The sequence below is a fragment of the Hyunsoonleella sp. J2K-J805 genome (assembly GCF_057167125.1).
Genome location: NZ_CM169901.1, coordinates 3,427,668 through 3,449,840 on the forward strand (window position 1 = coordinate 3,427,668; position 22,173 = coordinate 3,449,840).

The following is a 22,173-nucleotide window of genomic DNA, read 5'->3' on the forward strand; positions in this document are numbered from 1 at the left end:
CTTTAAAGGAAAATTTCATTTTGGAAAACCTACTAAGCTACTTCGAAACTATCCCGTCACATCACAGAGCACTAATAATTGTTGGTGGCTTAACTTTTTTTTGGTTGCTAGAAGGCATAATGCCATTATTTGGAAAACCTTATAAAAAATGGAAGCATGCGGTTCCTAATATTTTTTTCACCATAACTACTATTTTGGTTAACTTACCATTAGCGTTTTTACTGCTAAAATCTGCAGATTGGGTGGCAACAAATAACTTTGGTATTTTAAACTGGTTGCCAGAAATGCCATTATGGCTTTATGTTATAGTCGGTTTATTTTTAATGGATTTTGTGGGGGCTTATCTACCACATCTAATAGAACATAAAGTAAAACCCTTATGGATGGTACATTTAGTGCACCATACCGATCATAATGTTGATACCACCACCGCAAATCGTCATCATCCTTTGGAAAGCGTCATCCGCTATATATTTACGCTTATCGGTGTCTTTATCATCGGTACTCCAATCGCTTTGGTAATGCTTTATCAATCGCTATCAGTAGTTGCAACCCAATTTAATCACGCCAATATCAGATTGCCCAAGAGGGTCGACGATGTTTTAAGCTATGTGGTTGTTTCACCAGATATGCATAAAGTACACCATCATTATAGGTTGCCTTACACAGATTCTAACTATGGTAATATTTTTTCAGTTTGGGATAGGTTGTTTGGCACTTTTATGAAACTTGATCCCGATAAAATTGTATATGGTGTTGATGTGTTTCCTGATGAAAAGAAGAACGGACATATAGGTGAGTTGTTAAAACAGCCCTTTCAGAAATATGAAAAGCCAACGATAACACCTGATGAGAATTAGTAAATTAATTGTGTTATCATTTCTTTTTCTAATGCATTGTAACTCTTCTAAAACAATTGATATTCAAGGGCATCGCGGATGTCGAGGATTGTTTCCAGAAAACACGTTGGAAGCCTTTGGTAAAGCTATTGATTTAGGTGTGCATACTTTGGAATTGGATGTAGCGGTGTCTCAGGACGATGTTGTAATTGTTTCTCATGAACCATTTATGAGTAGAACGATTTGTTTGGATGCCGATGGCAATGAGATTCCTAAAAGGTTGGATAAGGCGTACAATTTATATCAAATGACTTTTGATAGCATACAACAGTTTGATTGTGGCACTAAATTTCATCCCAGATTTCCAAACCAAAAAAAAATAAAAACCTACAAACCATCTTTAGATGCCGTATTTAAGATGGCAAAAGATAAAAATCCAAATATTAAGTTTAATATTGAGATTAAAGCAAAACCTGAATATGATGGGATTTATACACCAAAGCCCGAGCGTTTTGTAGCATTGGTATTAGATGTTGTAAAAGAAAATGATGCTTATAAAACCACTAATCTCCAAAGTTTTGATTTAAGAATATTAGAAGAAATAAAACAGCAAGCCCCAAATATGAGTGTAGCACTTTTAGTAGATGAAAATGAAACTATTTGGCCTAAATTAACTAAGTTAAGTTACTTACCCGAAATTATTAGTCCATACTACAAGCTACTCGATGCTAAAAACGTTAGGAACTTACAAGCTGAACATTTTAAAGTAATTCCGTGGACCATCAATGAGCCTAATGAATTACAACACATGATTGATTTTAAGGTGGATGGTATTATTACAGATTACCCAGATAGATTGGTAGATTTATTGAAATAGTTATGATTATTCAAAGGCATTGATTAATCATACATCAAATATTTTTTTCTCACTTTTTTGAAAGCCATCAAGTCATCTTGCCATGTCGCTTTTATATCTTTTTCACTCAGGCCCGCTTCAATTTGTTGTTGTAAAACTTCAGTTCCAGCATGTTTTGTGAAATTTTCAGTATTGAAAAATTGGGATTTATCCATTGAATTTTCATAGGCTTTTATAATCCATTTTAAAGTCATTCCACCAATAAGGTTTTCGTCTTTTAAATCTTCACCATAGCACAATGTATTTTGATGTTTTGGATATTTAGCACCAAAATTGGCAACAGGTGTGTACTTAAATGTCATAGTTTCTGGATTTAGAAACGGAGCGCCATACCTTTGAAACTGAAATTCTGTACCACGTCCTGCATTTACATTAGTACCTTCAAATAAACCTAAACTTGGATATAGCCTTATGGACTGGTCGTTTGGTAAATTAGGCGAAGGCCTAATGGGCAAACTATATGCGATGTAGTGCGAGTAATTTTTCACAGGAATCACTGTAATATCGCATTGTAAACCATCGGCTAACCACTTTTCGCCATTAATCATTTTAGCATATTCGCCAATGGTCATTCCATGTACTAGAGGTATAGGATGCATTCCTAAAAAACTCTTGTGTTTTATGTTTAAAGTTGGCCCATCTAAATAATGTCCGTTTGGGTTTGGTCTATCAAAAATCAACATTGGAATTCCTGCTTCAGCACAGGCCTCCATTACATTGTGTAAAGTAGAAATATATGTATAAAAGCGCACGCCAACATCTTGAATGTCAAACACCACAATATCTAGGTTTTCTAAAGATTCTGGAGTGGGTTTTCTATGTTTTCCATGTAAAGAAACTATGGGTAGTTTTGTTTTAGTATCTACACCATCTTCAACATGCTCACCGGCATCCGCTTTTCCACGGAATCCATGTTCAGGAGCGAATACTTTTTTAATATTGATATTCAAACTCAAAAGCGAATCTACTAAATGGGTGTAGTTATTGTCTGAAGCACTCGTGCTGTCTGAGGTTCTCGTGCTGTCTGAGGTTCTCGTGCTGTCTGAGGTTCTCGAAGACGGACCGCATAAATCAGTACCTTCGAGAGCCCCAGGTACCTGTGTGAAAATCACCGAAGTCTGATTCGCCACAATCCCAACACGTTTGCCTTTTAAAAGTGGTAAATACAAATTCGTTTTATTTGCTCCAACAACTATCATACTGTCACCCTGAACTCGTTTCAGAGTCTCATCAATCTCTTCAACTTCCGCCATCGGTCTTCCGTCTCCAGTCTTCTTCCCATTCCCACAAGAAATCAACATAAAAACACTCCCGATTATTATCAGGAAAACCCTATTTTTGAAAAACTTAAATCGCATAAAGTAATTTGAATTACGAGTATTTTATAGCTAAACGAATTATCGGTGGTAAAGCGTATAAAAGTAGTATTTCGGCACCAATAATAAAAATTGGAATTGCCGCCATTGCCATTGGTATGGTAGTAATGATGATTGCCATTGCCACAGGTATTGGGCTTCAAGAAAAAATAAGGGAAAAAGTGGTGGCATTTAATGGTCACGCTACAATTACCAACTACGATAGTAATGCCTCACAAGAAAGTGTAGTGCCTATTTCGAAAACACAAGAGTTTTATCCTGAGTTTAAAACGGTGCATGGCGTTAAGCACATACAGGCTGTAGCTACAAAATTTGGTGTGATTAGAACAGAAACCGATTTTGAAGGTGCAGTTTTAAAAGGCGTTGGAAGCGATTATAATTGGCAATATTTTAAGGAATATTTAGTTGAAGGACGGATACCAAGTTTTGATACCAAGTGGAGTGAAGAAGTGCTGATTTCAGAATATTTGGCAAACCGTCTGGGATTTAGTTTAGGTGAAAAATTCCAGATGTATTTTTTGAAGGATGATACCGAAAAACCGCCGAATATCATCAGTTTTGAGATTGTAGGGATTTACAATTCAAGATTTCAGGATTTTGATGAAACATTCCTTATTGGAAACCTAAGGCATATTCAGCGTATCAATAAATGGACGGAAGATCAAATAGGTAATTTTGAAGTATTTATTGATGATTATGATGATATTGAGCGTATGGGCGTTGAAATCTTTCAAAATACCCCATCAACGTTAAATACATCTACCATCAACGAAAAGTTTTATTCCATAATTGAGTGGATAAAGATATTTGATAAAAACATTTACGGTATTATCGGTATCATGATTTTGGTGGCGGGTATCAATATGATAACTGCATTATTAGTATTGATTTTGGAACGTACCCAAATGATTGGGATTTTAAAAGCCTTGGGAAGCTCTAATTGGAGTATTAGAAAAGTATTTCTTTACAATGCCTCTTACTTGGTCCTGTTGGGTTTACTTTGGGGTAATATTTTGGGTTTAGGTGTTTTGTTTGCGCAAAAATATTTTAAGATTTTAGAAATGAACCCAGATGTATACTATGTTACTGAAGCTCCAGTATATCTTAATTGGACGTATATTTTAGGATTAAATTTTGGGACACTGCTTTTATGCTTATTGATGCTTTTGGTACCTTCTTATATTATTACCAAGATTTCCCCTGTGAAGGCGATTCGGTTTGAGTAGGTGCGTTTATCAGTGAGATATGGTTTCGTTTTAATGAACTAAATCGTTTGATAAACGAAGTTAGTCGAAAATTTTACAAAATCAAGCTGTGTAAACTAAATTACTTCCCCTCAATATCACTAATATGATGCTCTAATGCCTTTACTGAAATTTGAATTTCCAAAATTAAAAGTGCCAAAGAGGCAATTAGTAGCAACAATGCCACCCCAAATACCCAAACCGCGACTGTGTGCTGTTCAATATAAATTAAAAACATGGTTAAAACGCACAACAACAAACTTGAAATCCCTAAAATTTGCATGGAGCGCGTTAAGTACAAGCGTCTTTTAATATTCTCTATCTGAGCGATTAGTACAGAATCTTTGTTTTGAATGTATTTATCGTGCAGACTTCTAATGGTAGCAGCATAAGCCAAAAACCGGTTGGTATATGCCAACATAATTAAAGAGATTGCTGAAAATAATAATGCAGGAGTGGTTAGTGTAAGCTGTTCCATAAATTCTGTAAAAAAATAATGTCAAAGTTATATAAGTTTTTATATTTTCGGATGGTGCAAGAGGACTTTCTACATTATATCTGGAAACACCGCAAGTTTTCCACGGTCAACTTAAAAACTTCAGACGGAGAAGCCATCAATATTATATCAAATGGCCAGCATAATATAAACGCTGGTCCAGATTTTTTTAATGCACAATTAAGAATTGGAGAGCAGCTTTGGGCAGGCAATGTAGAAATTCATATAAAATCGTCAGATTGGTTTTTGCATAATCATGAACAGGATAAAACCTATGATAACGTGATTCTACATGTGGTTTGGGAGCATGATGCAGAGGTATTTAGAAAAGATAATTCTGAAATCCCCACGTTGGTATTAAAGGATATTGTTTCTAGCAATGCATTACAAAATTATAACAAACTTTTAGGTTCAAATGAAAATTGGATTAACTGCGAAAACGATTTTGCAGATGTTGATGATTTCTCAATAATGAATTGGTTAGAGCGACTGTATTTTGAACGTTTAGAGCGAAAATCTGTGGAGGTGGTTAGACTTCTTGAAGCCTCTAAAAACAATTGGGAGGCGGTATTATTCAAAATGTTGGCAAAAAACTTTGGGCTAAAGGTAAACGGCGATGCTTTTTTAAGTATAGCCAACTCGTTTGATTTTTCAATCTTAAGAAAATCACAATCTAAGTTACCCAGTATTGAAGCTTTGCTTTTTGGTCAAGCATCGTTACTTGAGAAAGATGTAGAGGACATCTATTTTAAAAATTTGCAACAAGAATATCAGTTTTTAAAACAGAAATTTGGATTGGAAAATACCTCCGTAGTTTCGCCATCATTTTTCAGATTACGACCTAATAATTTTCCAACCATCAGATTGTCACAATTGGCCAATGTGTATGCTACACATCAAAATCTGTTTTCAAAAGTGATTGAAGCGAAATCGTCGCAAGACATTAAAGACATATTCAACGTAGGAACTTCAGAATTTTGGAAAACGCATTATACCTTCACCAAAGCGTCAAAAGCTTCAAAAGCTTCAAAAAAGACAATCTCAAAATCATTTATAGATTTATTGCTTATAAATACGCTGATACCTTTAAAATTTAGCTATTTAAAGTATCAAGGGAAATCAAATGAAGAGGCTATTTTAGATTTGATTTTACAACTTCCTTCAGAAAAAAATAGCATTGTAGATAAGTTCAATTCACTTCAAAAAGTATCAAAAAATGCATTACAATCGCAAGCATTAATTCAACTTAAAACCGAGTATTGTGATAAAAATCATTGTTTAAAATGTGCCATTGGCAACAAACTTTTAAACCGTTAAACTTTTAAAAGAATAAACTAAAGGTTAACTTGCGCTTATGAATATTTTTTACAAAATATTGTTGTTTTTACAAAAACGCGGGTATCATGTTTGCCAGCGTATTGCCGATCGTTTAGGCATTAGAGCAAAGGTGGTGCGCACCTCGTTTATGTACATCACATTTGTAACCATAGGTTTTGGTTTTGCGCTGTATATGTTTTTGGCCTTTTGGATGCGCATTAAAGATTTAGTTTACACAAAACGTTCCTCAGTATTCGACTTATAGCCCATGAATCCCTTAGTACGACTTTTTAGATCAAGAATATACACCGCATTAATTCTATTGGTGTTTATCATGCTAATTGGAGTGTTTGGTTATCGGTTTATTTCTGATTATTCTTGGGTAGATGCCCTTTACATGACAGTTATTACAATGACTACCGTGGGTTTTGGTGAAGTGATGCCTTTGGACGATCAATCTAAAATATTTACTATCTTTTTAATCTTAGCAAGCGTAATTATTGTTGGTTACGCATTGTCCATAATTACAGAATATATTTTGAGCAAAAACGATGTTGAAGAGTTAAAACATAAAAAAATGCAAAAAAAAATAGATGCTTTTAAGGACCATGTGGTTATTTGTGGTTACGGTAGAAATGGCAAACAAGCTGCTAGAAAGTTACAGGCGCACAACAAGTCGTTTGTAGTCATAGAAAAAGATAAGGAGGTTGAAGAGCGTTTGAAACATGATGGAGTACCTTATGTAATTGGTAATGCCAATGAAGATGAAACCTTGCTCTTGGCAGGTGTAGATAGGGCATCTAGTTTTATTTCAGCGCTTCCAAGTGATGCTGATAACCTGTTTGTGGTGTTATCTACAAGACAGCTAAACAGCAAAATAAACATTATAAGTAGGGCATCTCAAGAGTCATCTTATGAAAAGCTAAAGTTTGCCGGAGCAAATAATGTGATATTGCCTGATAAAATAGGTGGTGATCATATGGCGTCTCTAGTAGTGGTGCCAGGATTAATGGAATTTATTGATAATCTTGCTATTGTTGGTGATACTAACATTAATATTGAAGAAGTGGCTGTAGAAAAGCTGTTTGGTAATAATAAGAAAAAGCGCACTATCAAAGATTTAGATTTACGCAAAAAAACAGGAGTTACAGTTATAGGATATAAAGATGAAAACGGAGAATATACTGTTAACCCCGAAGCAGAATTATATCTTGCACCAGAATCTAAAATCATTGTTTTGGGAAGACCAGAACAAATTGAAGAACTCAATTCTGAGTACGATATAGAGCTAGAAGATTCTTAACATTAACGTAATATGTTTTAAAAAACGGTTTTTTTTTAGCATCTTGCTCACTTCGTATACATATTTTTCAATAAAAACACTAACTAATAAAAATCAATTATGAAGAAATATCTTCTATCATTATTTACTATAATTTCTCCATTTTTAACGTTTGCTCAAGAAGCTGAAAAAAGCATAGATCAAGTTATTGATGAAAAATTTGGTAATGCAACAGGGTGGTTTGTGGACGCTGTATTTTACCAAATACCATTTACGGAAACCATTAGTGTATACTGGGTTTTATTTCCATTAATTATTGGAGCGCTTTATTTCACATTTTATTTCAATTTTATAAATTTTAGAGGGTTTCTCACCTCTATTAATATAGTACGTGGTAAGTATGATGACCTTGAAGGAAGGGAAAATCATAAGGTAGAAATGTCTAAACTGCCCTTTACAGACGAAGAAGACAATCCCGATACCATAAGAGTTGAAGGGCATGAAGGAGAAGTATCACATTTCCAAGCCTTAACGGCAGCTCTTTCTGCTACAGTAGGTTTAGGTAATATAGCAGGTGTAGCAATTGCAGTTTCAATTGGTGGTGCAGGAGCTACATTTTGGATGATTATTGCAGGTTTTCTTGGTATGGCATCCAAATTTGTAGAATGTACTCTGGGTGTAAAGTATAGAGATATTGGAGAAGATGGAACCGTGTACGGTGGCCCCATGTATTATTTAACCAAAGGTCTTAAGTCCAAAGGTATGGGCGGGCTAGGGAAAATTCTAGCAGTATTATTTGCAATTTTCGTTATCGGTGGTTCTTTTGGTGGTGGTAATATGTTTCAAGTAAATCAAGCATTTCAATTAGTTGAAAATATCACAGGTGGAGAGCAATCATTTTTACATGGTTATGGATGGGCTTTTGGTATTGTTATGGCAATATTAGTAGGTATCGTGATTATTGGTGGAATCAAAAAAATAGCGAAAGTAACGGATAAGATAGTACCGTTTATGGTAGCAATATATGTAGCTGCTGCGCTGTATGTTATTTTTTCAAGATTTGATATGATTGGATCTGCATTTGCTGCAATTTGGAACGGAGCATTTAGTCCTGAAGGTATTGCAGGTGGCGCAGTGGGCGTGCTAATACAAGGGTTTAGACGAGCAGCATTCTCTAATGAGGCTGGTATTGGTTCTGCATCTATTGCGCACTCTGCTGTAAAAACAAAGTATGCAGCCAGTGAGGGAATGGTAGCGCTTTTAGAACCATTCATTGATACGGTTGTGGTATGCACAATGACGGCAGTAGTTCTAATTATTACAGGTTTTGTAGATCCTTTAAATCCACCAGCAAATGATGCACAAGCTATATTGCTAACATCTAGTGCCTTTGAGTCTTCAATTTCATGGTTTCCATACGTACTAACTGTAGCTGTTGTGCTTTTTGCATTCAGCTCCATGATTTCTTGGTCTTACTATGGTTTTCAAGGTTGGTCTTACCTTTTTGGAAGGTCAAAGAAAACCGAGTATACTTATAAAGTTATTTTCTGCATTTTTGTAGTTATTGGTGCAGCGGCCAGTTTAGGTTCTGTAATTGGGTTTTCTGATGCTATGGTATTTGCAATGATGGTACCCAATATGGTAGGACTTATATTACTAGCGCCAAAAGTTAAGAAGGAACTAGCTAAATATATGCAAGCTATAAAACAGATGAAAAAATAGATTACCATGAGTAATTTTAAATCCCATTTTGTATTCACTAAAGAACAACGAAATGGGATTTTTTTATTACTGATTCTCATTGTTGTTTTACAATGTGTTTACTTTTTCGTTGATTTTTCTTCTGAAGATATGTCAGTAAATGAAACCGAATTAAAAGAATATGAGGCCGAAATAGACTCTTTAAGACAAGCAAAAATAGAAGGAAGTAAACCTCAAATTTATCCTTTTAACCCAAATTATATAACAGATTATAAGGGGTCAACCTTAGGGATGAGTATAACAGAAATTGACAAATTACTCGTTTTTCGAAAGCAGGGTAAATGGATTAATTCGGCAAAACAATTTCAGGAAGTTACGGGAGTTTCAGATTCTTTATTAGCGGCAATAAGTCCGTATTTTAAATTTCCAGAATGGGTTACAAACCCAAAGCCAAAAAAAAACTATTCAAATAATTATTATGGTAGCAAGCCTAAATCATTTTCAGAAAAAATAGATTTAAACAAAGCCACGGCAACCCAACTACAAAGCGTAAATGGTATTGGAAAAACATTGTCTCAACGTATTATTGATTACCGGGAAAAGTTTAATGGCGGGTTTGTTTCAGATGTACAATTACAAGAAGTTTATGGCTTATCTCCAGAAGTTATTGCGAGCATCACAAAATATTTCACGGTAAAGACTCCCAGAAACATCAAAACCTTTAATCTAAATACTGCAACAGTTGAAGAGTTGGTAACCATTCAATATATTGGTTATGAGGAAGCATATAATATTATTGAATACCGAAAGCTTCACGAAGGCTTTACTTCATTAGACGAATTAAGAAAAGTTAAGGATTTTCCAGTGAGCAAATTAGAGATAATTAAATTATCTTTGCACATTCAATAAATGAGTGCATTAAAATTTCCTATCCTATCAAGCCAAGCAAAGTTTTAATGTTTATCAAAAAATTGCACGTATGACGAGTATGTATTTTACTGAAGAGCATAATCTCTTTAGAAAAAGTTTACAAGAATTTCTTAAAAAAGAGGTGTTACCTCACATTGAAGATTGGGAGAAATCCGGAGAAATAGATAAATCAGTTTGGTTAAAGTTTGGCGAAATGGGCTTTTTTGGAATCAACTATCCAGAAGCTTACGGCGGATTGGATTTAGATTTATTTTACACCGTAATTTTATTGGAGGAACTTCAAAAAATAAATTCAGGCGGATTTGCTGCAGCAGTTTGGGCGCATGTGTATTTAGCCATGACCCACTTAAATGCCGAAGGCGATGAAGCTATCAAGGAAAAATATTTGACGCCAAGTATGACAGGCGAAAAAATAGGATGTTTATGTATTACTGAACCTTTTGGAGGTAGCGATGTAGCAGGAATGCGCACCACGGCCGTAAAACAAGGTGATACTTATGTGATAAACGGTTCTAAAACATTTATTACCAATGGCGTAAGTAGCGATTATTTGGTAATCGCAGCAAAAACAACCCCAGAAATAGGTAACAAGGGTATCAGTATTTTTGTAATAGATAGAGACGCTCCGGGTATTTCGGCCACTAAATTGGATAAATTAGGGTGGCGTGCCTCAGATACCGGCGAAATAGCTTTTGATAACGTTACTATTCCTGCGAGTAATTTATTGGGAGAAGAAAATAAAGGCTTTGCCTATATTATGCAACATTTTTCATTAGAGCGTTTAATCATGGGCATCAATGCACACGCCCGTGCAGAATTTGCGTTAGACTACGCGCAGCAATACATGAGCGAGCGTACGGCATTTGGTAAAACCATAGATAGGTTCCAGGCGCTAAGGCATAAGTTTTCGGATTTGCATGCCGAACTAGATGTGTGTAAACACTACAACTACGTCGTGGCTAATGCGCTGGATAAAGGAGAATATGTGGTAAAGGAAGCCACCATCTCTAAGTTACAATCTACGAAAATGGCCGATGAGGTCATTTACCAATGTTTACAGTTTTTGGGCGGTTACGGCTATATGGAAGAATACCCCATGGCGCGTTTGTTTAGAGACAGTAGGCTAGGGCCAATAGGCGGTGGAACTTCCGAGATATTACGCGAAATTTTGGCCAAAATCATCATCGATAAAAAAGAGTACAAGCCAGCAACTTAAATCATATATTTGTTGTCGTTTAGAGCGATTTTGACTTTTTTGTCAAAATTGTATCGAGAAGTTGGGCGTTACCCTATCGGGTCGGGCTTTCACTAGTCGCTCCTCCTGCGTCGGGAGCTCCGCATGCCGTTCAATCCCTAACGTGGGCTTTGTTTGCCAACAATTCTCTTATTGTGAGACTTTAGGCTCTTTTGTAAGGGTTTGTTTATCGGTCCAGTATATGGCCCGTAGCGTGCAAAAAGGTACGGACTTTTCGGTTAAGCTGTGAGCCGAATTTTTAAATTTTCTTTTTAATTTTCTTTTCGCAAAGAGCCAAATTTAAAAATTTGGCGGTCATCGCAAATGCACCTAAACCCTTGTTTTAGGCACTTTCCCAGCTATGGGTTATATACGTTGTGCCTGTTGCACAACGCCTTGTTAAATATACAGAAATTTCGTATATTAACATATGCAAGGCAACAAGATTTATCAAGAAAAACTGTTCAACACTTTCCAGTTGAGCAGTCGGATTCCCAAAGACAATTTTTACCGCAGATTATCGGGTATTTTAGATTTAGATTTTCTCCGCAAAGCGACTGAGATTTATTATGGTAGATGCGGACAAAAGAGTTTGGACCCCGTTGTATTTTTTAAGCTATGTTTGGTGGGCTATCTGGAGAACATTATCAGCGACCACAAGCTAGTTTCTCATTGTAGTATGCGATTAGATATCCTATACTTTTTAGGCTATGATATCGATGAAGAACTACCTTGGCACTCGACTATAAGTAGAACCCGCCAACTTTATCCAGCATCGGTTTTTGAGCATCTCTTTGCACATGTTTTTAAGCTTTGTGTTTCAGGCGGTATGGTCAGCGGTCATACGCAGGTTATAGATTCTGCCCCTGTAAAGGCCAATGCTTCCATGGATAGTTTAGAACTTAAAGTTCCAGAAGCAGATTTGGCCTCCCACTTACTGCAGGTGCGCCACATTAGTCATAGAGATAAAGAAGCTGTCATCAGGCGCTCCAAGACCAACAAGGCAGCCCAATCACAACAAACACTATCAGCCAGTTCATCAGAGCTACAGGCGCTACGCAGTAGAAACAAAAAATGGTCCACCGAACAGAACCATCGTCCAGGATCGGGCAATAAAGGGAGTCGTTACACGAGTAACAAAACGCATTACAGCCCTACCGACCCCGATGCGAGAATCAGTGTAAAACCAGGCAAAGCAAGAAAGCTAAATTACCAAAGCCAACTTACTGTAGATACGGCACACCATGTTATAAGCGATATTAAGGCGTACCATGCAGACGGTAAGGACAGTCAGCAATTATCGGACATTGTCATTAGGGTTCAAAGGCGTTTATGGCAATCTGGCTTGAAGATGGATACCTGTGTAGCCGATACGGGCTATAGTAGCGGCGAGAACTATGCGTTTTTGGAACGCCAAAATATTGAGAGTTACATTCCGCCACATGGCACATATAAAGGTGGTCCTGATGATTTTGTTTATAACGAACAAGAAGACTGTTATATCTGTCCACAAGGAAAAATAATTCCATTTACCAAGGTATTTTATGAGAAGAAGAATAGCACAAAAAAGAAGGAATACCGAGCGTCAAAGAAGGTTTGCATAGACTGCCCCCTGCGCAGTGCGTGCTTAGGAAAATCGGCACAAGAGAAGAAGTTCACCATTACCTATTACCGACCGGAATACGAGCGTAACATAGCCCGGGTGAACAGTAAAAAAGGGCGTTATATGAAGGGCAAGCGGCAAAGCACGGTAGAGCCTGTTTTTGGAACGCTCACTCAGTTTTTAGGCATGCGAAAAGTAAATACTTTAGGATTAGAACAGGCCAACAAATGCATGCACCTATCAGCAGTAGCATATAATTTAAAGAAATATTTAAAATATATTAAAACCAGCCCCAAAAGTATGGCAGGAGTTGTAGGTGTTTTAGGAAGTAGTATAAATCGCCAAATAAGACGCTATATTATTGGTTTTAAGCAACCCGTATTTTAGATAAAAATCAGAACGCGCAAAATCAAAACAGGCTTTAAATCAGTGGCTTATAAATTATTCGGAGTTTTGTTAGGGGGTTGTGCAACGGTTACCATTGTTAGCAGTTGTTTTTTAATTTTTCAATACTCTTATTTAATCCGCAATTTTTTAAAGTGGTTAAAACTTCATCCATTGTCTTTTTAGGATTTTTAAGTCTTTTTACCATTTTATTAAAAGCTTTACAAGCTAGTTTGGGGTTGATATCAATTAAATTTGAAATCAGTTCATCAGGATCTTGAATTTCTATATCATATTTTGATAGTTCCTTCTTTGGAAAATCTTTTGTATTAAATGTTACTATTAAATCAGCATTACATCTTATTGCACAAGCGACAACGTGTCTATCATCTTTATCTTTAAGTTTAATAATCGGTATTAATTCTTCAAAATTTTCAACATTGGCATCAGGAAAAGCGAGATTCATAGCTTTAATCGTTTGATTCAATTGAACTTTTTTCAAATCAGTACGGTTTTTCAAAAGATTCCGTAGCCATTCATCCTGAATAATATCAGACCATTTCGCTGTAAACAAACCCTCTGCTGCAAGAGATAATAAAATATCTCTGATTGGCGCTGGGTATAATACACAGGCATCTAATACAACAGTAAATCTAGGTGAATGTATCATTCGTAACCAAGGTTTAAGTCTTGTGCTTGATTAGATAGGAAATCAAGTTGAGCCTCTCTTTGTTTAGTTAGTTGTTCTTTATATTCCATAATATCCTTTAATAGGATTCTTCTATGACTTCCTACTTTTTTAAAAGGGATTTTTTTAGATTCAAGAAGTTTTACTAAATGAGGTCTTGATACATTCAACATATCCGCAGCTTGCTGTGTACTTACTTCTGAATTAGAAGGTACAATTGAAATAGTTTTTCCTTCAGCCATATTTTGAATTATTGCAGAAAGTAATGTTAATGCCTTTTTAGGGATAGTAATAAACTCACCTGTTTCTTGTATTTTTATTTTAACCCCTTTCTTTCTTGAAGATTTTATTCTTTGTGATACAACCTGAAAACCTTGTAAAGAGCTTATTGCAATCTTTTGGTCTTCTTTTGTAGTTCTTCTGATTAAAGTTTCCATAATTATTAGTTTTAATCAAATATAAACGAAATAAACGAAACAAACAAAATAAACGAAATGTTTTTAAATAACTGCTAACGGTTTCGTATAACCGTCAGTTACGGGTTAAATTAGGGATTATTTTCGGTTTAGCACAGACTTTAGCAATTCCGAGTGGATTCGGACGTAGTCGAATCCGCCGTAATTGCGGTTATACATTGTTGTGCACAGGTTTTTATTCATTCAGTTTCTTTTCGGAAATAGGTTTTATATTTTTTCTTATTTCCTTCTACCTTTTTTGTTTTTTCAACTTTCCCGTTATCAGTAATCCGATAAAGTTTATTTCTTTTCCAATATACTTTATTCGGTGGTTTAAGTCTATTCTGTCCTCCACTTGAAAGGAAGTAACTTAAATGTTCTATTTTTTCTATTCGATTTGATTCTCGGTCAGACGAAATAACTAAAGAATCACGAATTATTTTATTTTCCGAATTACGAATATTCAGAGTGTCCATCACAAATTCGGTTCTCAGATAGATTGTATCTTTTTCAACTTTCCATTTTCCAGTCGTCCAGCTTGATGCAAGGTCAAATCTGTAATTATGAACAAAAGTTGAATCCGATTTCAATTCAATTCTTTCCGAAAATTGGTCATTATAAATTCCGACATATTTTTCCTGTCCAAAAGTCAAATTGGATATCACTAAAATCAGAATTATTTCGGTTAGTCTCATTTTTGGTCAACTGTCTTGTCCTGAAATATGGCTACAGGTTAATAATTGATTTACGCTGTTAATTTGTATACCATATTTGGTGTTTTATAGTCTAAAGATAAATGTAATCTTATTTCATTGTACAGATTTATAGCATTTTTTGTGGCTCTCTTTGCGTGTTGTAGGCTATCAAAGGTCTGGTCGAGATAAAACTCGTCTTTTAAGATGCCATTTACACGTTCTGCCATTGCATTTTCGTAGCAGTGATTTTCTTCTGTCATACTAATACCGATGTTGTTTCTCTTTAAAATTTGTGTGTAAACATTGCTGCAATATTGTATTCCTCTATCGGAATGATGAACAAGTTGTTTAATATTTTTAGCTTGATACAAGGCCTTGTTCAAAGCTCTCACACAACCTTTAAGCTCTAGGCTATTGCTGATATCATAACCTACTATTTTACGGCTGTGCATATCTGTAATTAGCGCTAGATAACAAAATCCCTTTATGGTTCTGATGTAAGTGATATCACTTACCCAGATTTGGTTTGGTCTAGTTATTTCGACATCTTTAATGATGTTCTTATACTTGTAGAACCTGTGCAAAGAGTTCGTTGTTCTTGAGCTGTATTTCTTTCTAAGTGTAAGCATGTTGTGTTTTCTAAGAATGTTGAACAAGGTGTCCCTGCCTATTTTCAAATTGGCATTTGTAAACTCTTCATCTAGTGATTTGGTAAGTTTCCTGACACCTTCTCTAGGAAGGGATCTGCGTCTGTTCTTTACTATAGCCACAACCTTTTTCTCTATCTCTAAACGCCTGTCTTCTCTACGTTTGTATTTGTAGTATGCATCACGTTTAAGTCCAAAACAAGCAGCTATAGTAGTTAGAGAGACAAATCCCTTTGACTTTTCTCTAGCTTTGATTAAGGCTTGATACTTAGCTTTTTTTTTAGTTCTAGAACTGATTTATATCCAAGTTGTTCTGCAGCTACTTCGAGATAAGAGTCATCTATAAGAGCGTCCATATCCTTTTTCAAAAGAAGTTTTTTAAGCTGTTCAATCTCTTTTTGAAGCTGCTTGATGCGAGTTATTTCGTCTTTGGTCTTCACGGTTACTCTGGTGTTCATTAGGTCTTTACGATTATACTTCTTTATCCATTCGTTAATGGTGGTTGGTGCAATACCGTAAGCTTTACCTAGTTGATACTTGTTTAGTTTTCCGGTTGTAAGTTCGTCTAAAATTTTCAGTTTAAAAGGTTCTGAATACCGTCTGATCACTTTGTCATTTTTGTACATAATGTTTGAAATTATGTAGCCTTTATTCAGGACGGGTCAGGGCGTTGTGCAACGGTTACCATTGTTAGGCAACGTATTTTATTCATTACCTTTAATTTTTACATATCTTAATTTCATCTCTTGTTCAACACCTGAGCTATCTCCAAATCCTCTAATTTCTTTTAAAGTCTCTTCGTAATTCGGGTGTAATCCGCCGTCACAAACTATTTTTCCAATTTCATCTTCAAAAATCAAAACTCCACGTTGGTATATGTGGATAATCAAAGCATCCGTATGGAAATATTCAATTCTGTCAGTTCGACGAACATAATTATAACCAGTAATTTGCTCGTTTGGAAATCCGTATTGGTCTGTTAAGTCTTTAAAATCAGATGTAATTTGTGAAGCGCCCTCAATTAATTCACCTAATGTTAGTTCAATTTTTCGGGTTCTCCAATCGTGGTATCTGCTGTTGAATTCTTTATCTCTTTTGATTAGGGAAATCAGTTTTTCTCTTAATTCAGGTTTAAAATTCTCTTTATAGTAATTTGAATATGTTACGTAATCAGTTTTAAATCTTTCGTACCAATCATATTTTTTGAGGTATCTGAAATATCGTAAAGGAACTCCGCCTTTCGCCAATTCAATTGAAATCTGTTCAGCCCATTCTGGGTCATTTTGTTTTTGGGCAATCTGTAAAGCCAAATGAAGTCCTTCGCCTAAAGGAAAATCAATTTTTTCAAAAGCAAGTTTTATATTCTGTTCAGCTTTATTATAATTTTTTTCGGAATAGTTTTTCTTGGCGAGTTCAAAAAAAGAGTGATATTCCACATAACCGCATTCTTGAGCATATGATTTTGCTGTGAAAATTAGAATTATCAATGTCAGCAGAATGTTTTTCATAATATGTTGCCTAATGATTAGATATGGTCGCGTTTTAATGAACTATATCGTTCGATAAACGAAGGTAGCCGAAATTTTTTACAAAATAAAGTTTACCTACTTCGATAAGATCATTCAAAAAACCCAAACCATCAGTTGTAATATTTGAAATACTTTTTATATTTGCACCCGAAAATTCTAAAAGAGAGGAGGTTAAGGTCTATGTTAATAATTCCAATAAAAGAAGGCGAAAATATAGATAGAGCGTTAAAGCGTTACAAAAGAAAGTTTGATAGAACTGGAAGAAAACGTGCATTACAGTCTCGTAAGCAGTTTTTAAAACCTTCAGTGGAACGTAGAGCTCAAATTCAAAAAGCACAATACATTCAAAAAATAAGAGATGCAGAAAATATCTAGTTTTTTGTATACTAAATATCAAAATCCCGCTACTTGCGGGATTTTTTTGTTTAACTTTAAAATGAACCATTAAAGTTTGTAATTTTAGGCATGCCTTTCAACGTATTTATCGATTACCTACTCTTAGAGAAAAACTACTCTAAACTTACCGCGCAAGCCTATCAATCAGATTTAGAATCATTTCAAAACTTTATTGCAGAAGAGTACAGTTCAAAATCCATTAAAAAGGTAAACTATTCACAAATAAGAACTTGGATAGTGCAGTTAGTAGAATCTGGACTAACCAATAGAAGCATCAATCGAAAAATATCCTCACTTAGTACCTATTATAGGTTTTTATTAAAAGTTGGAGATATCCAACAAAACCCATTGGCGAGACACAAAGCCTTAAAAACAAGCAAAAAGGTTCAGATACCATTTTCAGAACAGGAAATCGATACCGTATTAAACGAACTTGATTTTGACGATTCCTTTGAAGGCTTAAGGGATAAACTTATCATAGAGTTGTTTTATTCCACTGGTATTCGACGTATTGAATTAGTTGAACTAAAATTACAAGCTATAGACCTAAGCCAAAAAACTGTTAAAGTTCTGGGGAAAAGAAATAAGGAACGGATGGTGCCGTTATTAAATTCAGTAAAAGAAACGCTAAAAAAGTATCTTGAAAAAAGGAGTAATTTGCATCACATTACAGACTCTGATTATTTATTTTTAACGAGAAAAGGTGCTAAAATATACGAAACACTTGTTTACAGAATTATAAATGATTATTTTAGTCAGGCTTCCTCAAAAGTGAAAAAGAGCCCTCATATACTTAGGCACTCTTTTGCTACACATTTATTGAATCAGGGAGCGGACTTAAATGCTGTTAAAGAGCTTCTTGGTCATACAAGTTTAGCAGCAACCCAGGTATATACGCATAATAGTATAGCCGAATTAAAAAAAGTACATTTAAAGGCGCACCCTAGAAGTAACAAATAGCATCTTTAAATCATTGTCTAACCAAAATAGTATAAGTATGAAAAGGCCTAAGATAAATAGGAATTATTCAAATTATATTTAGTCGGGTCAAATATTATCTTACCTATTTTTAAAACGTAACCAAAAGATGAAAGTAAACACCCAATCCATTAATTTTAATGCAGACAGGAAGTTAATCGACTTTATTCAAAAACGAATGGATAAGTTAGATATGTTTTACGATAAGGTCATCAAATCTGATGTATATTTGAAGGTTGAAAACACAAGCGATAAAGAAAATAAAATATTTGAAGCCAGAGTAAGTGTTCCAGGAGACAGTTTTATTGTAAAAAAACAATGTAAAACCTTTGAGGAAGGCACTGATATAGCTGTTGCTTCACTGGAAAGACAATTAAAAAAGCGTAAAGAAAAATTAAGAGCACATTCATGACAAATTTTTTTCAAAAAATGTTTTGAATAACTAAATAAATATATACATTTGCAGTCCGTTAGAAATAACGGGCTTTTTTTATGTGGAAAAAAGTAAGAAACGCCGATATAGCTCAGCTGGCTAGAGCAGCTGATTTGTAATCAGCAGGTCGTGGGTTCGAGTCCCTCTATCGGCTCTTGAAATTTTGAACAGTGCATCAGGAAAATCTGCTATATTCCTAGTGAAGTAAAGTAGATTTAGGGACGAGAAGTTTATCCTGAGCGAAGTCGAAGGGAGTCCCTCTATCGGCTCTAAAAATTCCTGTTAAAGCAGGACACCCAAAGTGAAATAGTTTTGGGATTTGTTCTTTAAAATATTGGAATTTAAAACGTTTTTGGGAAGATACTCAAGCGGCCAACGAGGACAGACTGTAAATCTGTTGGTTTTCACCTTCGCAGGTTCGAATCCTGCTCTTCCCACATATAATTTCTGAAAAGGAGCTGTCAAAAGTTCATTTTGTAAAGCTTTGTTTAGAAATTATTTGGATTGGGTTACCAATCCTGGATCATCGAGCATAGCGAGATAATCCTAAATAAAACCAAGCAAGTTTAAAACTTGCAAAACGCGGGAGTAGCTCAGTTGGTAGAGCGTCAGCCTTCCAAGCTGAATGTCGCCAGTTCGAACCTGGTCTCCCGCTCAAAAAAAAAAATTCCTGCGAAGGCAGGAATCTCATTTAAAGTAAATGGGGATGTAAACACTTTACGCCGGCGTAGCTCAGGGGTAGAGCGTTTCCTTGGTAAGGAAGAGGCCACGGGTTCAAATCCCGTCGTTGGCTCTAAAATTGAAAAAGATTACACTAATATTATTATATAACTAAGATTAAAATTATTTAACATGGCAAAGGCAACTTTTGATCGTTCAAAACCACACTTAAATATTGGTACAATTGGACACGTAGATCACGGTAAAACAACTTTAACTGCTGCTATTACTAAAGTATTAGCTGATGCAGGTTTCTCAGAAGCAAGATCATTTGATCAAATTGATAACGCACCAGAAGAAAAAGAAAGAGGTATCACAATTAATACTTCTCACGTAGAATATCAAACAGCAAATCGTCACTATGCCCACGTTGACTGTCCAGGTCACGCGGATTACGTAAAGAACATGGTAACTGGTGCTGCACAGATGGACGGCGCTATTTTGGTGGTTGCTGCTACTGATGGTCCTATGCCGCAAACTCGTGAGCACATCTTATTGGGACGTCAGGTAGGTATTCCTCGTATCGTTGTTTTCTTAAACAAAGTTGATATGGTGGATGACGAAGAGCTTTTAGAGCTTGTAGATATGGAAGTAAGAGATTTATTAAACTTCTATGAGTATGATGGTGATAATGGTCCTGTAATTTCAGGTTCTGCTTTAGGTGCACTTAACGGTGAGCAAAAGTGGGTTGATACTGTAATGGAATTGATGGAAGCTGTTGATAACTGGATCGAAGAGCCAGTACGTGATATGGATAAGCCTTTTTTAATGCCAATCGAAGATGTATTCTCAATTACAGGTCGTGGTACTGTTGCAACTGGTAGAATTGAAACTGGTGTTGCTAATACTGGAGATCCTGTAGAGATTATCGGCATGGGAGCTGAGAAATTAACTTCTACTATTACGGGTATCGAAATGTTCCGTCAAATATTAGATAGAGGTGAAGCAGGAGATAACGCTGGTATCTTATTAAGAGGTATTGAGAAAACTCAAATCTCAAGAGGTATGGTTATCACTAAGCCAGGCTCTGTAACTCCTCACGCTAAATTTAAAGCTGAGGTTTATATCCTTAAGAAAGAAGAAGGTGGTCGTCACACACCATTCCATAATAACTACCGTCCACAGTTTTACGTTCGTACAACTGACGTAACTGGAAACATTGCGCTTCCTGACGGAGTTGAAATGGTAATGCCTGGAGATAACTTAACAATTACTGTTGAGTTAATTCAACCAATTGCAATGAACGTAGGTTTACGTTTCGCTATCCGTGAAGGTGGTAGAACAGTTGGTGCAGGTCAGGTAACTGAGATTTTAGACTAAACACTAGTTTAATATAAATAAAGGACTCAAGGTATTACGTCATAGGCGTAATGCCTTTTGACTTATATTTACGGGTTTAGCTCAGTTGGTAGAGCACTGGTCTCCAAAACCAGGTGTCGGGAGTTCGAGTCTCTCAACCCGTGCTAATAAAATCGGGTAGAAATACTTAAGAGTTTAAATAGGATCAAGATCCTAAAAAGAGAAATTAAATGGCTGGAATTGTAACATATGTAAAAGAATCGTTTGGTGAACTAAAAAATAACGTGTCATGGCCCACTTGGGCAGAAGCACAAAGTTTAACCGTTTTAGTTGCTGTGTTTTCAATAATATTCTCATTAGCAATATGGGGAGTAGATACAGTTTTCAGCAAGGTGATAACAGCTTACTTTGATCTAATTAAATAAAGAATTTTTATGTCTGAGGTAAGCGAAAAAAAGTGGTACGTTGTTAGGGCTGTCAGTGGTCAGGAAAACAAAATCAAGACCTATATCGAAAATGAAATTGCTCGATTAGGATTACAAGATTATGTTGATCAGGTATTAGTGCCAACTGAAAAAGTGATTCAAATTCGTAACGGAAAGAAAATTCAAAAGGAAAAAGTGTTCTTTCCGGGATACATTATGATTCAAGCAAATTTAACTGGTGAAGTACCTCATATTATTAAAGGTATAACCAATGTTATTGGTTTCTTAGGTGAAACTAAAGGCGGCGATCCTGTGCCATTAAGACAATCTGAAGTGAACAGAATGCTAGGTAAGGTAGATGAATTAGCAGTTGATGATAATGTTCACGTTGCTATTCCATTTACTAAAGGTGAAACTGTTAAGGTTATCGATGGACCTTTCAATGGTTTTGATGGTACTATTGAAAATATAAATGAAGAAAAACGTAAGCTTGAAGTAATGGTGAAGATTTTCGGAAGAAAAACACCGTTAGAATTAAGCTACATGCAAGTAGAGAAAATTTAATAATTGTTACATAAAACGATAA

24 protein-coding genes and 5 tRNA genes are annotated in these 22,173 nt (G+C 35.5%); 21 read left to right on the forward strand and 8 right to left on the reverse strand.

Translation table 11 applies throughout. From position 1 onward, the window contains the following. Nucleotides 1-20 precede the first annotated feature (20 nt). Nucleotides 21-860, forward strand: a complete 840-nt coding sequence (locus tag AC1B0Z_RS15100) for a sterol desaturase family protein (RefSeq protein WP_483792978.1) — start codon at nucleotides 21-23, stop codon at nucleotides 858-860. Continuing rightward, nucleotides 850-1,716 (forward strand): glycerophosphodiester phosphodiesterase family protein, encoded by an 867-nt coding sequence (locus tag AC1B0Z_RS15105; protein ID WP_483792979.1) that lies wholly within the window; start codon nucleotides 850-852, stop codon nucleotides 1,714-1,716. The genes AC1B0Z_RS15100 and AC1B0Z_RS15105 overlap by 11 nt, the downstream gene beginning before the upstream one ends. A 23-nt stretch (nucleotides 1,717-1,739) precedes the next feature. On the opposite strand, the gene AC1B0Z_RS15110 is transcribed toward AC1B0Z_RS15105, so the two are convergent. Further along, nucleotides 1,740-3,008 (reverse strand): exo-beta-N-acetylmuramidase NamZ family protein, encoded by a 1,269-nt coding sequence (locus AC1B0Z_RS15110; protein WP_483795323.1) that lies wholly within the window; start codon nucleotides 3,006-3,008, stop codon nucleotides 1,740-1,742. Nucleotides 3,009-3,121: 113 nt separating this feature from the next. Between AC1B0Z_RS15110 and AC1B0Z_RS15115 the strand changes: the two genes are divergently transcribed. Beyond that, a complete protein-coding gene (locus AC1B0Z_RS15115; RefSeq protein ID WP_483792980.1) occupies nucleotides 3,122-4,357 on the forward strand; it encodes an ABC transporter permease in 1,236 nt (411 codons plus the stop codon). A gap of 100 nt (nucleotides 4,358-4,457) precedes the next feature. On the opposite strand, the gene AC1B0Z_RS15120 is transcribed toward AC1B0Z_RS15115, so the two are convergent. Next, the gene (locus AC1B0Z_RS15120) at nucleotides 4,458-4,853 is read right to left on the reverse strand and encodes a DUF2721 domain-containing protein (protein ID WP_483792981.1); all 396 of its coding nucleotides are present in this window, start codon (nucleotides 4,851-4,853) and stop codon (nucleotides 4,458-4,460) included. An 18-nt stretch (nucleotides 4,854-4,871) separates the two neighbouring features. Between AC1B0Z_RS15120 and AC1B0Z_RS15125 the strand changes: the two genes are divergently transcribed. From AC1B0Z_RS15125 to AC1B0Z_RS15155, 7 genes are all read left to right on the forward strand, one after another. Then, nucleotides 4,872-6,188 (forward strand): DUF2851 family protein, encoded by a 1,317-nt coding sequence (locus AC1B0Z_RS15125; protein ID WP_483792982.1) that lies wholly within the window; start codon nucleotides 4,872-4,874, stop codon nucleotides 6,186-6,188. 37 nt (nucleotides 6,189-6,225) lie between these two features. Next, nucleotides 6,226-6,453, forward strand: coding sequence for a PspC domain-containing protein (locus AC1B0Z_RS15130; protein ID WP_483792984.1), 228 nt, complete (start codon nucleotides 6,226-6,228; stop codon nucleotides 6,451-6,453). Nucleotides 6,454-6,456: 3 nt separating this feature from the next. Next, on the forward strand, nucleotides 6,457-7,491 hold the full coding sequence (locus AC1B0Z_RS15135) for a potassium channel family protein (protein ID WP_483792985.1): 1,035 nt from the start codon (nucleotides 6,457-6,459) through the stop codon (nucleotides 7,489-7,491). A gap of 99 nt (nucleotides 7,492-7,590) precedes the next feature. Next, the gene (locus AC1B0Z_RS15140) at nucleotides 7,591-9,192 is read left to right on the forward strand and encodes an alanine/glycine:cation symporter family protein (protein WP_483792986.1); all 1,602 of its coding nucleotides are present in this window, start codon (nucleotides 7,591-7,593) and stop codon (nucleotides 9,190-9,192) included. A gap of 6 nt (nucleotides 9,193-9,198) precedes the next feature. Next, entirely contained in the window at nucleotides 9,199-10,080 is an 882-nt protein-coding gene (locus AC1B0Z_RS15145) for a ComEA family DNA-binding protein (protein WP_483792988.1), read from the forward strand. Nucleotides 10,081-10,150: 70 nt separating this feature from the next. Beyond that, on the forward strand, nucleotides 10,151-11,317 hold the full coding sequence (locus tag AC1B0Z_RS15150; protein ID WP_483792990.1) for an acyl-CoA dehydrogenase family protein: 1,167 nt from the start codon (nucleotides 10,151-10,153) through the stop codon (nucleotides 11,315-11,317). Nucleotides 11,318-11,765: 448 nt separating this feature from the next. Continuing rightward, nucleotides 11,766-13,325, forward strand: coding sequence for an IS1182 family transposase (locus tag AC1B0Z_RS15155; RefSeq protein WP_483792991.1), 1,560 nt, complete (start codon nucleotides 11,766-11,768; stop codon nucleotides 13,323-13,325). A 97-nt stretch (nucleotides 13,326-13,422) separates the two neighbouring features. Here the strand turns inward: AC1B0Z_RS15155 and AC1B0Z_RS15160 are convergent, their stop codons facing one another. The 6 genes from AC1B0Z_RS15160 to AC1B0Z_RS15185 all read right to left on the reverse strand — a co-directional run bounded on the left by AC1B0Z_RS15160 (nucleotide 13,423) and on the right by AC1B0Z_RS15185 (nucleotide 17,315). Beyond that, a complete protein-coding gene (locus AC1B0Z_RS15160) occupies nucleotides 13,423-13,992 on the reverse strand; it encodes a PIN domain-containing protein (protein ID WP_483792992.1) in 570 nt (189 codons plus the stop codon). After that, a complete protein-coding gene (locus tag AC1B0Z_RS15165) occupies nucleotides 13,989-14,447 on the reverse strand; it encodes a helix-turn-helix domain-containing protein (RefSeq protein WP_483792993.1) in 459 nt (152 codons plus the stop codon). The genes AC1B0Z_RS15160 and AC1B0Z_RS15165 overlap by 4 nt, the downstream gene beginning before the upstream one ends. A gap of 218 nt (nucleotides 14,448-14,665) precedes the next feature. Beyond that, nucleotides 14,666-15,160 carry a hypothetical protein gene (locus tag AC1B0Z_RS15170; protein WP_483792994.1) on the reverse strand — a complete coding sequence of 165 codons (495 nt, stop codon included), beginning with the start codon at nucleotides 15,158-15,160 and terminating at the stop codon, nucleotides 14,666-14,668. A gap of 50 nt (nucleotides 15,161-15,210) precedes the next feature. Beyond that, the gene (locus AC1B0Z_RS15175; protein ID WP_483795325.1) at nucleotides 15,211-16,104 is read right to left on the reverse strand and encodes an IS3 family transposase; all 894 of its coding nucleotides are present in this window, start codon (nucleotides 16,102-16,104) and stop codon (nucleotides 15,211-15,213) included. Continuing rightward, on the reverse strand, nucleotides 16,062-16,433 hold the full coding sequence (locus tag AC1B0Z_RS15180) for a transposase (protein WP_483792995.1): 372 nt from the start codon (nucleotides 16,431-16,433) through the stop codon (nucleotides 16,062-16,064). Before AC1B0Z_RS15180 ends, AC1B0Z_RS15175 begins: the two co-directional genes overlap by 43 nt. 78 nt (nucleotides 16,434-16,511) lie before the next feature. Further along, nucleotides 16,512-17,315: a hypothetical protein gene (locus AC1B0Z_RS15185; RefSeq protein WP_483792996.1), complete on the reverse strand. Its 804-nt coding sequence runs from the start codon at nucleotides 17,313-17,315 to the stop codon at nucleotides 16,512-16,514. A gap of 201 nt (nucleotides 17,316-17,516) precedes the next feature. Here AC1B0Z_RS15185 and rpsU point away from each other — a divergent pair, with 201 nt between their 5' ends. The 11 genes from rpsU to nusG all read left to right on the forward strand — a co-directional run bounded on the left by rpsU (nucleotide 17,517) and on the right by nusG (nucleotide 22,151). Continuing rightward, entirely contained in the window at nucleotides 17,517-17,711 is a 195-nt protein-coding gene (gene rpsU / locus AC1B0Z_RS15190) for a 30S ribosomal protein S21 (protein ID WP_483792997.1), read from the forward strand. Nucleotides 17,712-17,801: 90 nt separating this feature from the next. Continuing rightward, on the forward strand, nucleotides 17,802-18,692 hold the full coding sequence (locus tag AC1B0Z_RS15195; protein ID WP_483792999.1) for a tyrosine-type recombinase/integrase: 891 nt from the start codon (nucleotides 17,802-17,804) through the stop codon (nucleotides 18,690-18,692). 127 nt (nucleotides 18,693-18,819) lie between these two features. Beyond that, nucleotides 18,820-19,122, forward strand: a complete 303-nt coding sequence (locus AC1B0Z_RS15200) for an HPF/RaiA family ribosome-associated protein (protein WP_042246438.1) — start codon at nucleotides 18,820-18,822, stop codon at nucleotides 19,120-19,122. 101 nt (nucleotides 19,123-19,223) lie between these two features. Beyond that, nucleotides 19,224-19,297, forward strand: a tRNA-Thr gene (locus tag AC1B0Z_RS15205). A 200-nt stretch (nucleotides 19,298-19,497) separates the two neighbouring features. Then, nucleotides 19,498-19,580 (forward strand) — tRNA-Tyr (locus tag AC1B0Z_RS15210). Between the two features lie 145 nt (nucleotides 19,581-19,725). Continuing rightward, nucleotides 19,726-19,798: transfer RNA gene (locus AC1B0Z_RS15215), tRNA-Gly, on the forward strand. A gap of 66 nt (nucleotides 19,799-19,864) precedes the next feature. Continuing rightward, nucleotides 19,865-19,936 (forward strand) — tRNA-Thr (locus tag AC1B0Z_RS15220). Between the two features lie 59 nt (nucleotides 19,937-19,995). Then, nucleotides 19,996-21,183, forward strand: a complete 1,188-nt coding sequence (tuf, locus tag AC1B0Z_RS15225; RefSeq protein WP_483793000.1) for an elongation factor Tu — start codon at nucleotides 19,996-19,998, stop codon at nucleotides 21,181-21,183. Between the two features lie 70 nt (nucleotides 21,184-21,253). After that, nucleotides 21,254-21,326: transfer RNA gene (locus tag AC1B0Z_RS15230), tRNA-Trp, on the forward strand. Between the two features lie 66 nt (nucleotides 21,327-21,392). Next, the gene (gene secE / locus AC1B0Z_RS15235) at nucleotides 21,393-21,587 is read left to right on the forward strand and encodes a preprotein translocase subunit SecE (RefSeq protein ID WP_042246432.1); all 195 of its coding nucleotides are present in this window, start codon (nucleotides 21,393-21,395) and stop codon (nucleotides 21,585-21,587) included. Nucleotides 21,588-21,596: 9 nt separating this feature from the next. After that, entirely contained in the window at nucleotides 21,597-22,151 is a 555-nt protein-coding gene (gene nusG, locus AC1B0Z_RS15240; protein ID WP_092577130.1) for a transcription termination/antitermination protein NusG, read from the forward strand. Nucleotides 22,152-22,173: the final 22 nt, after the last annotated feature.